The sequence below is a fragment of the Massilia pseudoviolaceinigra genome (genome assembly GCF_030846505.1).
Taxonomy (GTDB): domain Bacteria; phylum Pseudomonadota; class Gammaproteobacteria; order Burkholderiales; family Burkholderiaceae_D; genus Telluria_A; species Telluria_A violaceinigra.
This window is the reverse complement of sequence record NZ_JAVCWL010000001.1, coordinates 477362-492564: the sequence shown is the minus strand read 5'-3', so window position 1 is coordinate 492564 and position 15203 is coordinate 477362. Positions and strand designations below refer to the sequence as shown.

At 46.9% G+C, this 15203-nt stretch carries 2 protein-coding genes and 1 pseudogene; 1 reads left to right on the top strand and 2 read right to left on the bottom strand.

Going from position 1 to position 15203, the window contains the following annotated elements:
• Positions 1-3 precede the first annotated feature (3 nt).
• Positions 4-11682 carry a non-ribosomal peptide synthetase gene (locus RBA40_RS02245; RefSeq protein ID WP_306645592.1) on the top strand — a complete coding sequence of 3893 codons (11679 nt, stop codon included), beginning with the start codon at positions 4-6 and terminating at the stop codon, positions 11680-11682.
• A gap of 537 nt (positions 11683-12219) precedes the next feature.
• Here the strand turns inward: RBA40_RS02245 and RBA40_RS02240 are convergent.
• Together RBA40_RS02240 and RBA40_RS02235 are read right to left on the bottom strand one after the other, a co-directional pair.
• Positions 12220-13202 (bottom strand): annotated as a pseudogene (locus tag RBA40_RS02240) (IS5 family transposase).
• Between the two features lie 305 nt (positions 13203-13507).
• A complete protein-coding gene (locus RBA40_RS02235; RefSeq protein ID WP_306645575.1) occupies positions 13508-15193 on the bottom strand; it encodes a cyclic peptide export ABC transporter in 1686 nt (561 codons plus the stop codon).
• Positions 15194-15203 lie beyond the last annotated feature (10 nt).

Here is a 15203-nt window from a genome sequence, read left to right as displayed (position 1 = left end):
GGTGTGCGTGAAGCGATTGTCACCGCACGTGAAGATAGACCAGGTGAGAAGCGCTTGGTCGCTTATGTGATTGCAAAAGAAGACACGGTGATGTCAACGGCCGACTTGCGTGATCAGCTGCTCTCAATCCTGCCTGAGTATATGGTGCCGTCCGCCTTTGTAACGCTGCTTGCCTTCCCATTAACGCCCAATGGCAAGCTCGACCGCAATGCTTTACCTGCACCCGATCAGTCAGCTGTGGTGTCGCGTGCCTATCAAGCCCCAGAAGGGGACGTCGAGATCGCCATAGCGCATATCTGGCAAGACCTCCTGGGCTTAGAACATATTGGTCGTCATGACCATTTCTTTGAGCTGGGGGGGCATTCTTTGCTTGTTATGCAAATGGTCTCGCGAGTACGTAAAACACTTAATGTAGAGCTTGCGATTAAAGATGTATTTGTTAATGCGCAGTTAAGTAAAGTCGCTCAGCACATAGAAAGAGCCCATGCATCATTAGTGCCTGCGATCACCTTAGCGGATCGAACGCTAGATCTACCCGTATCCTATTCCCAGCAACGCTTGTGGTTTTTAGATCAATTGGATCATGCGGCAAGCATTGCGTATCACATGTCAGCATCCTTAAGGTTATCTGGTGCATTAAATAGAGAAGCCTTTATTGCCACACTAAATTGCATCGTAGAGCGTCATGAAAGTTTGCGCACGACATTCGTTACAGTTGATGGTGAACCAATTCAAGTTATTGGACCTATTGATCAGCCCTTTAGCTTGGTAGAACATGACCTGCAATTATTATCGGAAGATGATCAAAAGGGTGAAATTAAACTTATTCTAGAAGCCGAAGCAAAAGCGCCCTTTGATTTAGAGCACGGACCATTAATTCGGGGACAATTGTTGATTTTATCGCCTACCGAGCATATTATTTTAGTCACGCAACATCACATTATTTCAGACGGCTGGTCGATGGGCATTCTAACTAAAGAAGTCAGTAGCATCTATGCGGCCTATAGCCAAGGGCAGCCACACCCACTTCCCCCGCTACCTATACAATATGCCGATTATGCAGTATGGCAACGGCAGTGGTTACAAGGTGAAGTATTACAACAGCAAATTGATTACTGGAAATCGAATTTAGCAGGGGCACCGCAACTTTTAACCTTGCCAACAGATCGCCCTCGTTCTAACGAAATAAGGGTGAAGGGAGATGCTGTATATTTTAAGATACCTTCAGATGTTTTAAATGAAATACGTCAGTTGTGTCAGCAAACGCAAACCACACTATTTATGGTATTAACCGCGGCGTTTAATATTTTATTGTCACGATACTCGGGACAAAATGATATTTGTATCGGAACGCCCATTGCAAATCGCAATCAAAGTGAGGTGGAGAATCTAGTCGGTATTTTCCTTAATACTTTGGTGATACGCACACAGATTAATGAAGCAGAAACCTTTGTCGAATACTTAGACAGAGTCAAATCCGTAATCTTAAGTGCATATGAGCATCGGGAATTGCCCGTTGAAAAAATCATTGAGCAATTAAAGTTAGAGAGAAGTGCGTCGCACGGCCCTTTATTCCAAGTACTTTTTACTTTGCAAAACACGCCAGCTGCATCATTGGAGCTTAATGGTTTATCTTTCGAGACAGAAGGGCAAACGGCTGGCACGTCCAAACTTGATCTGTCGCTCACTATTACAGAATCGAACCATGAGTTACACGCGACATTGACTTATAGCACCGACTTATTTAATCGAGATTCTATTGAAAAAATGAGCGAGCATTTTTTACAGTTAATTCGATCTTTATATCAGAATCAAGCCATTGCTCTAAGAATAGCGCCTTTTTTTAATCAAGAAAAAAGACTGGCGATTCAGGCGCTATCAAGGTCAAAAAAACAATTATTGAACACTACAATTTGCGAAAAAATTATCAATCAGATTGACAGGCATCCACATAAGAATGCGGTGATTAGCGCCAACAATTCTCTCACTTATAAGGAGTTAGGTGAAAAAATTGATTCCTTATCTGCGTATTTGTCTAACATTCTAGGAGACAAAAACGTTGTTGTAGCACTGCTGTTAGAGCAAGATGTCCATATCATACCTGCAATCTTTGGCACGCTGAGGGCTGGAAATGCTTTTGTGCCACTTGATCCATCATACCCACTGGAACGGTTGCGTTACATGCTATCCGATTCTCAGGCACAAATAGTGGTCACTAATAGTCTTAATAAAGGATTGGCTGAGTCCATATTTCCAGACCCTCGGAATATTTTAGATATTGACGATATATTTACTTCGTCAAATTCTCTACGATCCCGCCTCATAAGTAGCCCAGATAGTCTCGCATATATACTTTACACGTCAGGTTCTACTGGAACTCCAAAAGGGGTATTGCAAAACCATAGGAATATATTATATTTTTATGAGGCTTACACTCGAAGCCTTAACATAACAGCATTAGATACGCTGACTTTGTTATCATCATATAGCTTTGATGCCGCGATGATGGATATTTTTGGGGCAATGTTAAATGGGGCAACATTGCATATCATTGATCCCAAATTTAGCTTAAAAGAAGAAATCTTAAAAACTATAGATGATGCTGATCTAACCATATATCACTCTACTCCTACGCTTTTTAAACATTTATTTGATGAGGAAAGTAATTTAAGCCTACCCTCTCTGAGAGCAATAGTTCTGGGTGGGGAACCTGTAAGTAATAGAGATATTGATATTCTGAAGAGAAATTTTAATGAAAATATACTTTTTATAAATGGTTACGGCCCGACGGAATCCACCCTCGCATTACAAGGGGTTTTTAATAAGAGCCATAACTTTGACATTAGTGGATATGCTCACGTAGGTACGCCTATAGACGGAACCGAAATTGTCTTACATCACCCAGAATCCCAACCTTGGGATTTTAGGCAAGGTGAAATTTTCATTAAAAGCGAGCACCTCGCGCTTGGATACTGGGGTAATCAAGAACAGACAGAAAAGGCTTTCGGGTATGATAGCTATGGAAAACGGTATTATCGAACTGGAGATATCGGAAGGTTATTGCCTAACGACATCTTAGTAATTACAGGCAGAATTGATCATCAGATTAAAATTCGAGGGATCCGGATTGAACTGGGGGAAATCGAGGCCAAGTTAGTTACTTGCATTGGTGTGCATGAAGCCATTGTCATCGCACGTGAAGATGTGCCAGGCGAGAAGCGCCTAATCGCTTATGTGATTGCGCAAGAGGATGCGGTGTTGTCCACGGCCGCTCTGCGTGATCAGCTGCTCTCTGTTCTGCCTGAGTACATGGTACCGTCTGCATTTGTGACACTGCTTGCCTTCCCATTAACCCCCAATGGCAAGCTTGACCGCAAATTCTTGCCTGCACCTGATCAGTCAGCGGTGGTGTCGCGTGCTTATGAAGCTCCGCAAGGTGAGACCGAGATCGCCATTGCCAATATCTGGCAAGATCTCCTGGGCCTAGAACGTGTCGGGCGCCATGATCAATTCTTTGAACTGGGTGGGCATTCTTTGCTAGTTATGCAAATGGTGTCGCGTGTACGTAAAACACTTAATGTAGAGCTTGCAGTTAAGCAGGTATTTTTGGACGCTCAATTAGATAAAGTCGCTCAGCACATAGAAAAAGCCTATGCGTCATTGGTGCCTGCGATCACATTGGTCGATCGGAAACTAGATCTCCCTGTATCCTATTCCCAGCAGCGTTTATGGTTTTTAGATCAACTAGACCATGCTGCAAGTACTGCGTATCACATGCCAGCATCCTTAAGGCTATCTGGCGTTCTGAATAGAGAAGCCCTCATTGCCACATTGAATTGTATCGTGGCGCGTCATGAAAGTTTACGTACGACATTCACTACAGTGGATGGTCAACCAACCCAAGTCATTGGGCCGATAGATCAAGTCTTTAGTCTTGTTGAGCATGACCTGCAATCATTATCGGAAGTTGATCAAAAGGAGCAGATTGAGCGTACTCGTGACGCCGAAACAAAATCGCCCTTTGATTTAGAGCAAGGGCCATTAATTCGGGGGCAACTGCTGATTTTATCGCAGACCGAGCATATTCTCCTGGTCACCCAACATCACATTATTTCAGATGGTTGGTCGATTGGCATTTTGATTAAAGAAGTCAGCAATATCTATACAGCCTATAGCCAAGGGCAGCGTCACTCCCTACCAGCCTTAGCAATTCAATATGCTGATTACGCCGTATGGCAACGAGAGTGGCTACAAGGGGAAGTATTGCAACAGCAAATAGACTATTGGAAATCGAACTTAACAGGAGCTCCGCAACTTTTAACATTGCCAACAGATCGTCCTCGGCCTAGCGAAATAAGTGTGAAGGGAGATGCTGTATATTTTAAGATACGTTCAAATGTTTTAAATGAATTGCGTCAGTTGTGTCAGCAAACACAAACCACACTGTTCATGGTGTTGACGGCGGCGTTCAATATTTTATTGTCGAGATACTCAGGACAAAATGATATTTGTATCGGAACCCCCATTGCCAATCGCAATCAAAGCGAGGTGGAAAATTTGATCGGTTTTTTTGTTAATACTTTGGTGATACGCACACGGATTAATGAAACCGAAACATTTGTCGAGTACTTAGACAGAGTCAAGTCTGTGATTTTAGATGCATATGAGCATCGAGAGCTACCAGTTGAAAAGATTATTGGGCAATTAAAGTTAGAGAGAAGTGCGTCACATGGACCTTTATTCCAAGTACTGTTTACGTTGCAAAACACGCCAAATGCATCATTGGAACTTAAGGATCTATCATTCGGGGTAGAGGAGCAATCGGTTAGCACGTCCAAACTTGATCTGTCGCTAACTATTACGGAATCAAAACATGAGTTAAACGCAACATTGACTTATAGCACAGACTTATTTAATCGGGATTCTATTGAAAGAATGAGTAAGTGTTTGACGCATCTGTTGGAACAGCTGGTAATAAAGAAAAGCGAAAGGTTGGTTTCACTAGATCTGTTAAATGTTGAGGACAAAATCATTTTAGCTAAATTTAATGAGACTGCTTATGAATTACAAGATGAGAGTATTGTTGAGAAATTTTATGAAAAAGCTCGAATTTTCCCAGAAAAAATTGCGATAATTGAAAACGATATAGAAATTACTTACGCTGAATTAAATGTCTTTAGTAATAAAATCGCGCATTATTTAAATAGTTTGGGAGCAGACTCCACCAAACGTATAATGATATGCATGGACAGATCTGCATTATCCATTCAAACAATACTGGCTATTATAAAGTCGGGCGCGGCCTACGTTCCGATTGACCCTTATATCCCCGCTGCAAGAATTAAATGGTTTCTTCAGGATATTAAGCCGCATCTCGTCATTACTGACAGCGCGTTAAATAAGGAATTATTCAGCTCCGATTGTCAAGTTGTATGTTTGGAATCAGACATTGCTACGATTAATGCTTGCTCTTCTTTGAATGTAAACCATGTTAGTGAGCCAAATGATCTGGCTTATATTATGTATACATCTGGCACATCTGGCGAACCTAAAGGAGTGATGATCAATCATATCGGGCTATTAAACAGATTTAGCTGGCAATGGCGTGTACATGGCTATATAGAGGATGATGTTTTTATACATAAGAGTCCATACACATTTGACACATCTGTATGGGAGATGTTGTTACCAATAATTAATGGGGCAAAAATTGTAGTAGCGGAACATGATGGGCATCGAGATCCAGTCTATTTATGGAAATTGGTGAAAGAGAAAAATGTAACAGTGATTGATTTTGTTCCGTCGATATTGTATGAATTTATTAAATATCATAAGGAATGTAACCGGAGCCTTCCTCTGAAACACATTATTTTAGGCGGAGAGCAATTATCATTATCGTTAGTTCATGATTGTCTTTCGTCATTTACTGCTAGGATTTACAACCAATATGGGCCGACTGAAACATCAATAGGAGTTACTGCTTGGATTTGTCCGCAAAACCCGACTCAGGTATCCATAGGACGCCCTATCGATAATGTGCATATCCATCTGTTGGACCATAACAGGAACCCTGTCCCAATCGGAGTTGTTGGGGAGATTTATATTGGCGGCATTGCCGTTGGGGCTGGCTATTTTAATCAGGCGGAATTAACTCAACAAAAATTTATTTCCAACCCTTGCTCAAATAATCCTGGCGATGTTTTGTATAGGTCCGGTGACTTAGGCAAATATTTACCCGATGGTAATATTGAATTCATAGGACGAGTTGATGAACAAGTGAAAATTCGAGGAATCCGGGTTGAACTTGGAGAAATCGAGGCAAAACTCGCTAGCTGTCATGGGGTGCGCGAAGTCGCAGTAATAGCACGTGAAGATATTTCAGGCGAGAAGCGCTTGGTTGCTTATGTGATTGCGCAAGAGAATGTGACTTTGTCTGTTGCCGATCTGCGTGATCAGCTGCTCTCTATTTTACCTGAGTACATGGTGCCATCTGCCTTTGTGAAACTGCTTGCTTTCCCATTAACCCCAAATGGCAAGCTCGATCGCAAAGCCTTGCCGGCGCCCGATCAATCATCAGTAGTGTCATGTGCCTATGAAGCTCCTCAAGGAGAGATAGAAATATCGCTTGCGACCATTTGGCAAGAGCTATTAGGTTTAGATCGTGTCGGTCGACGCGATAATTTCTTTGAACTAGGTGGGCATTCTTTGCTAGTGACACAAATGGTGTCACGTGTGCGTAAAACACTCAATGTAGAACTTGCGATTAAAGATGTATTTGTGGATGCGCAGTTAAGTAAAGTCGCTCAGCAAGTAGAGAAGGCCCATGCATCAATAGTGCCTGCGATAACCTTAGCGGACCGAGCTCTAAATTTGCCCCTATCCTTTGCCCAGCAGCGTTTATGGTTTTTAGATCAACTAGACCACGCAGCAGGTTTTGCGTACCACATGCCAGCATCATTAAGGTTATCTGGGAACTTAAATAGAGAAGCCCTCGTTGCCACCCTGAATTGCATCGTAGAGCGTCATGAAAGTTTGCGCACGACGTTCACTACAGTTGATGGTCAACCAATTCAAGTCATTGGGCCGATAGATCAAGCCTTTAGTCTTGTTGAGCATAACCTGCAATCATTATCGGAAGATGATCAAAAGGATCAGATTGAACTTATTCTAGAATTTGAAGCAAAATCTCCATTTGATTTGGAAAAAGGGCCGTTAATTCGGGGCCGATTAGTGGCTTTATCACCTATCGAGCATATTCTCTTGGTAACGCAACATCACATTATTTCAGATGGCTGGTCGATTGGCATTTTGATTAAAGAAGTCAGTAGCATTTATACAGCCTATAGCCAAGGGCAGCCTCACTCCTTGCCTGCTTTAGCAATTCAATATCCCGATTACGCCGTATGGCAACGAGAATGGTTGCAAGGTGGGGTATTGCAGCAACAAATCAATTACTGGAAATCGCACTTAGCAGGAGCACCGCAACTTTTATCCTTACCAACAGATCGCCCTCGGCCTTCGGTTCAGAGCTATGAGGGTAATCGTATTCCTGTATCACTCTCTACAGAATTAACACAAAATTTGCGCAACCTAAGTCAACGCCATGGCACTACTTTATTTATGGCGCTTTTGGCGGGTTGGTCAGCCCTGTTGTCTCGTATGAGTGGGCAGAACGATGTGGTGATAGGCACTCCTATTGCCAATCGTCAGCGTTCTGAAAGCGAATCGCTCATCGGCTTTTTTGTGAATACCTTAGCACTGCGTGTTCAGTTTGACGATGATCCGAGCGTGGCGCAATTACTGGCACAAGTGAGAACCAATACCTTAGAAGCGTATGCGCATCAAGATATTCCATTTGAACAAGTGGTCGATGCCATTAAACCAGTACGCAGTTTAAGTCATAGCGCTGTGTTTCAGGCCATGTTGGTATTGCAAAATACTCCCGTGGGCGGGGAATTGAGCTTACCAGACTTAAACCTATCGGGCATCGCAACCTCACACCGGACGACGCAATTTGATGTGACTTTGTCTTTGTCGGAGGCAGGAGGATTCATCACAGGTAGTTTAGAGTATGCTAGTGATTTGTTTGAGCAAGCCACGATGGAGCGGCTAATCGGTCATCTGCAAGTCCTTCTTTCTGGCATGGCCGCTGATGAAACAAAACGTATCAGTCAATTACCGCTACTTACACCCGAGCAACATAAGCAACTGATTGTTGACTTTAACGATACGGCTGTTGATTACCCCCCAAACCAGTTGATCCATCAGTTGTTTGAAGCTCAGGTGGCCAATTCTCCTGATGCCATTGCCGTGGTGTTTGAAGAGCAGTTTTTGACGTACGACGCCTTAAACAAACGGGCCAACCAGGTGGCGCATGCGTTAATCGGGCTCGGAATCCGTCCTGACGACCGGGTGGCGATCTGTGTTGAGCGTAGCTTGGAGATGGTGGTGGGCTTACTGGGGATCTTGAAAGCAGGCGGTGCTTATGTGCCACTTGACCCAAGCTATCCACAAGAGCGCCTGGGGCATATGCTCACCGATAGTGAGCCAAGAGCCCTGCTGACACACAGTCAGTTGCAAGACACTGTAGCGCATAGGGGGCAAGCCGCATTGTCTTTACCGACCCTGTTATTGGATCAACCCATTGCCTCGCCTGAACATAATCCAGATGCAAAAACACTGGGCATCACTCCCAATCACCTGGCTTATGTGATTTATACCTCAGGATCAACCGGAGTGCCTAAAGGGGTGATGATCGAGCATGGCAACTTGGTGAATTTTTTATGCGCCATGTCTTGCAGGCCTAGTATTACGCCCCAAGATTCCGTATTGGCAGTTACTACGCTTTCTTTTGATATTGCCGGCCTTGAATTATATTTACCACTGATTAATGGTGCGAAAATCGTATTAGCTAGCAGCGCGATTGCTTCAGATCCAGTGCTTTTGCAAAAAATGCTACAACAATTTTCTATTACTGTAATGCAGGCAACTCCGGTCACATGGCAATTATTGTCTAATAGTAACTGGGAGGGGAAAAAATCTTTAAAAGCACTTTGTGGTGGCGAGGCTTTATTAAAAAGCCTATCTAACCGACTAAGAAATCGAGTAAGAGAATTGTGGAACTTATATGGTCCAACTGAAACAACTATTTGGTCGACCTACCGAAACACAACTTTGGAGACGGTGTCGTTTTCACTAGAGTCAATTGGCCGTCCCATCGCCAACACCCAAATTTACATCCTCGATACACATCTGCAACCCGTACCTTTAGGCGTAGCTGGTGAAATCTATATCGGTGGTGCGGGTGTAGCGCGTGGTTACCTGAACCGTCCTGACTTAACTGCTGAACGTTTTATTGCCGATCCGTTTAGCACCAAGATTGGCGCTCGTCTATATAAAACAGGTGACTTGGCGAGTTATCTGCCTGATGGCAATATCGAGTACATCGGTCGCAATGACTTCCAGGTCAAGATCCGTGGTTTCAGGATTGAACTGGGAGAAATCGAGGCCAAGCTGGCTACTTGTGCCGGTGTGCGTGAAGCGATTGTCACCGCACGTGAGGATGTGCCAGGTGAGCAGCGCCTGGTTGCTTATGTGATTGCAAAAGAAGACACGGTGTTGTCAACTGCCGATCTGCGTGATCAGCTTTCCTCTGTCTTACCTGAGTACATGGTACCGTCCGCCTTTGTGACGCTGGTCGCTTTCCCATTAACGCCCAATGGCAAGCTCGATCGCAAAGCTTTACCTGCACCTGATCAGTCAGCCGTGGTGTCGCGTGCCTATGAAGCCCCAGAAGGCGAGATCGAAATCGCCATTGCCAATATCTGGCAAGAGCTCTTAGGAGTAGAACGGGTGGGTCGCCATGATCAATTCTTTGAGCTGGGTGGGCATTCGCTTTTGGTTGTCAGATTTCTTTCTAGATTACATCAACAATATGAAAAAGAACTATCGGTAAGGGATGTATTTATGTATCCAAGCCTCGAGAATTTCGCATCGCTGATAGCAAACAATTTTCAACCAGGCAATGACTCTATACTAATGCCTATCCGTATAGAAGGTAATCGCACGCCACTATTTCTTATTCATCCAGTGGAAGGGGAAATAGGATATGCATACAATTTGGCTCGTTGGATAGATAGCGATATCCCCATTTACGGCTTAGCAGCAAGGGGATTTAGATCTAATGAATTGCCGCTTGAAACAGTAGAGGAAATGGCGAGTTTATATTTGCAAGAAATTCGCAAAATTCAGTCGCATGGGCCATACCGTATCGCAGGCTGGTCCTTCGGCGGAATTGTTGCACATGAGATGGCCGCGCAATTAATTGGATCCGACGAAACAATCAACTTTCTGGGATTATTCGATACATCGCACACTTACACGAGGTCAATGGTACAGGACAATCTTGCTTATGCTGAAATGGCAACTGCGTCAATGCGGCTAGAAAGTGTTGCACCCACGGAAATTGTAGGTCAGCTTAAAACACTTGCGGAGAGTAACGATATTGACCAATTGTTCATTTTTGCTAAGGCTAATGGATTATTGCCAAACGATATTGATCAAACCACTTTTAAACGTCATTTATCTGTTCGCCACGGGATATATAAAGCGAATTTTCATTATGTGATTCAATCAATTTCTGCACCAATATCGCTTTTCAAAGCTATGGAGGGAAATGGAAGTGATAGTACACTTGGATGGCAAAAAATGGGCGGGCAGCTTCAAGTCATACCAATAAATGGAACACATTATACGATTATGGATGAGCCTAACATCAGACTTCTCGGGGAAGCCCTGTCTGCAGAATTGGCCGCTTCAGAAAAAACCTTAGCGACTCATCCTGAAACATTGCATTCGCCCTTAATTACGATTCAAAATGGAGAAAATAATTGTCTACCCGTATTTTGCATTCCCGGGGCAGGCGCGGGCATCACAACGTTTACGGATTTAGCAGATAGCCTTGGATCTCATATTCCCGTACATGGGTTACAACCTCGTGGGCTGGATAACATGCTGGTGCCTTACTTTGATGTTCCTACAGCCGCTCAATCCTACATTAAATCAATTCAAGAAAAATACCCACAAGGGCCTTATCAATTACTGGGACACTCCTTCGGAGGCTGGATTGCCTTCGAAATGGCAACTCAACTTAAGCGGCAAGGCTATGAAATTGCCAATTTGATAATCATTGATAGCAACTCTCCTTCCGTGAAAAATAAACGCTTTACTCGCACAGAAACCATCGAGGAGCTAGCCCGATTGTATGAATTGAGTTTAAGGCGACCTATTGGTATTTCGATGGAAAATTTAGGTAAGCTCGATGCTGAACAGCAGCTTAAATTACTTTTGCAGCGATTAATTGAAGTGCAGATATTTCCACCCCGCGCAGATTTAGAGTCATTGCGAAGAATTGTAAGAGTGTTTGAAGCAAACCTTAATACCTCCTATATTCCAGAACAAATTTATACTGAAAAGTTACATCTTATCGAGGCAAGTGATTGTGAAAACTCATTAAAATCCGAGGATGAGATTCCCCTCGACAACATGAAGATGCAATGGGGTCAGTATTGCCCTGATCTTGCTTATTGGAAAATCCCGGGCAACCACATGACTATGCTTAAATCTCCCAATGTGAATAAAATAGCTCACCGGCTACGCACAATTTTTGCAAAACAATTATAGGTACGAGGTGTGGAGTGTTTTACATATCCATTGAGGGTTCTTGCAAAAGGGGGTCGTCTCAGAAAACGAAAAACTAACCCGCATATCTTACAAACAAGGTAGGCGCAACCTGTTATAAATAGGCGTCGTTGAATTAATGGGCGCCGGTCAAAAAACGCCTGTTTTCGGTCACTTTTAGATTTTTGCCGTACCGGCATCCCGAAACTGGTCGGGTGAGTAGCCCCGGGGAATTTCACCCCGAGGCTCTCGCAGAACCGTACGTGAAGCTCTGACTTCATTCGGCTCTCGTTATCCAACCAAATCATGGTCGATGCACCAATGAAAGAACATTTCGGGCGTGCATCGTTTCATCTTGCTGAGCCATTCGACACTGCGGTCGCGGTAGGGACGCCAGTTAGCTGACGCCCCCGCACAGATCCGGGCGTGGTTCAAAAAAGACCATTTTTAGGTAGCAGGGGGCGAGCGTATTACTTCCACCTGAGCAAGGCATTGTTGCATGGATGCCGATTTGGTTGAAGGTCCCCTTTCCCAATGAATTCAGGAAGCCACTCGTGGACGGCGGACGGAGTTTGGCCGTCCGTTTGTGCAACATGCGATTGAGGACCGCCACGCCGGCGGCCGCCTCGGCGCGCTGGCCGGGTAGGCTGCGTGCGCGCAGGCCAGCACCAATGATGGTCTTGTCGCGGCCCATCGCGGTCTCGACAAGTGAGCGCTCGCCGTAGCCAGTATCCTCCTGCCAGCCGATCCGTCCCCGCGCCGCCATCACGGTAAGGTGCTGGTCCGGCTGCGACGGATGATCGTTGGCGGTGGCGCTCAGTACCGGCGTTCACAGGGGGGGAATGATGACGGTATGTTGCCCGCCTGTGCGGCGATTATGTCGTAGGTCGGCGCCCCATCATTGGCGCCATCGGCCGTGACGCTGCCAATGTCGGCTTTGACCTGAGCGAGCAATGGCGCCACCTGCGAAGTATCTCCCATATCGTTCGCGGTCAGGGTCGATGCCATGACCAGTTCGGTGCCGGCGTCCACCGCCAGATGCAATTTCTTCCAGGTCCGCCGGGCTTTCACACCGTGCTTTTCCTGCAGCCATTCACCGGCCGTCGACCTTCAGCCCGGTGCTGTCGGTCAACAAATGGACCGGTCCATCGGGCAGAGGACAGCCTTTCGAAATGGATGTCATCGTCATTGCCCGGCGACTCAGCGTACTATGGTCGGGCGTCGCAGGCGATACTCCGATCAGCTCGAAAACCGAGGCCATCAATTTTTCGGTTTGGCGCAGCGGTAGATGAAATGCCAGGCGCAACATCAAACCAGTCTCGATCGCCAGGTCCGAATAGAAGGACTGGCCACCGGGGGTGGGGTCGGGGCGCCGCCTGCCAGCTGGCGATTGCTTCATCTGTCACCCACAAGGTCAGGCTGCCGCGCCGACGCAGACCGGCGTCGTACTCCGCCCAGTTCGTCACCTTGAATTTCATCTTCGGTATGTGGTGGCGACGCTTTTCGTTGTGTTTGTTGGGCATGGACTGGCACGGATTATCTGGGGCCAGCACTTTACCTGATTGGCTTGGTATCCGTGCAACAACGCCGCTCAGCATGGTCTTTTTGGCCAAGGAAAGCTTTTTCAAGGCCAGTTTCAACACGGTCGGATACTTTTTCGATTTCGACGCGATTACGCTGACGCGTATCGACCCATTCGGCACGCGCTCTGGTTCGAGATACGCGACACGCTGCCGCGGTTACCGGCCGGCGCCATGTATCAGGTCAATTTCACCATGATCGACGCCGAGACGATCTGCACCAGCTGCAACTTGCCTGGCGAGCCGCGCTAGGCAAGTTGCACCGCCGATGGTCGGCGCTCGACGCGCACCAGGCGTCCTTCTTCCATGACCAGCACCTTGTCGGCCACGTCGAAATAGCGGTCGTCGTGACTGATCACGACCACGGCTTTATTCATGGCCTTCAGGTCGGGCAAGATGGTGTTGTAGAACACGTCCTTGAACGTGGAGTCCTGATCTGCAGCCCATTCATCGAACAGGTACAGGCTCTTATCATCAAGCAAGGCCACCAGCAGGGCCAGCCGTTTCTTTTGTCCGTCTGACAGTGCCAGCGTCGAAAAGCGGCCGTCCTTGACGGTCACCTTGTGCGCCAGACGCAAGGCCACCAAGTAGGCGTCGATGCGCTGTTGCAGACCCTGATCAGCCACGCCAAGCAATCGATCAAACAGATAGTAGTCGGTGAAGATTGCGCCAATCTGTTGGCGGCAACTGGCTAGGGTTGCCATGTCGACGGTGGTTTCGCCAAAGGCGATGACGCCGTCCGTCGGCACATAGTGCAGCGTGATCAGCTTACTCAAGGTTGACTTGCCCGAGCCATTGCCGCCGACAATAAAGGTCACCTCTCCGCGCGCGATCTCGAGGTCGATCGGCCCGACCTTGAATCCGGCCCCGTCGGCGCCTTGGTGCTGGTATTGGACGCCTGAGAAACGCAGCACGCTCCACGCGACCGGCGCGCACTGGCCATCCGCACCCGGTTCTTCGGGCAACTCGGCCAGCATGCCGTTCACCTTGCGAAGCGACACCTTGGCCAGCAGCACCGGCGGGATATTGTTAAGGATATTGGCAACCGGCCCAGTCACATACAGCAGCGCCATGATGACGCCAAGCAGCTCGGAATGGGTGACGGCACGATAATTTACAAAAACGAAGGCGATAGCGCCGATGACGAAAAAGCTGATCAAGTCGCCGTAATTCATCGAGGCGCGCACGATCGTGTAGCCGAGCTTGTCGGACTTGCGAATCTCGGCCTCGTGCGCTTCGAGCGACTCGCGAAAAAAACTGGCGCGCTTGACGTTGTTAAGCTTGAGCTCCTTGGCGCCATGAATCAGCCCGCGAACTGACTCCTGCAGCTCGTCCGTGGCAGCACGTGAACGGATGAAATAGCGTTTTCCGAAGTGCAGCGGGATCTGGTAACTGACGGCGCCGAACAGGATCGCCCCCATGACAAACCAGAATACGGCAATGTTCATATAGAGCAGAAAACCGAGCATGCCCGTCAGCGTGACTATACTAATCAGCAAGTCTGGCAGGCTGCGCGCTCCTATCACGATCCGGTTCACATCGGTGGTCAGCACGGCGATCAGTCGCGAGGCTCCCATCCGTTCGAGGAATACGATCGGCGTGCCACCAATCCTGCGGTAGATCTTCAGCCGCAGTTCGGAGGCGATATCCATCGACACCCGCAACAGCACGATCTGCGAGGTCGAGCGTGCAAACAGGATGAATAGGCAGATTGACAGGAACAGCGCCGCCATCTGGATGTTGGACACTTCAAGGCCCAGGAAGGTGTCGGGCCGGACCGGCACTCCCCGCGCAATGACGCCCGATTCCGTTGGCAAGCTATTGAGGACGATGGGAATCAGCAGCGCATAGGCGATGCCGGCCAATGCGCCGAGCACGATCGAAGCGAAGACCTTGTTGGGCGAGTTACGACTAAACGCATCATATAGTGTCATTGAAAGCTTC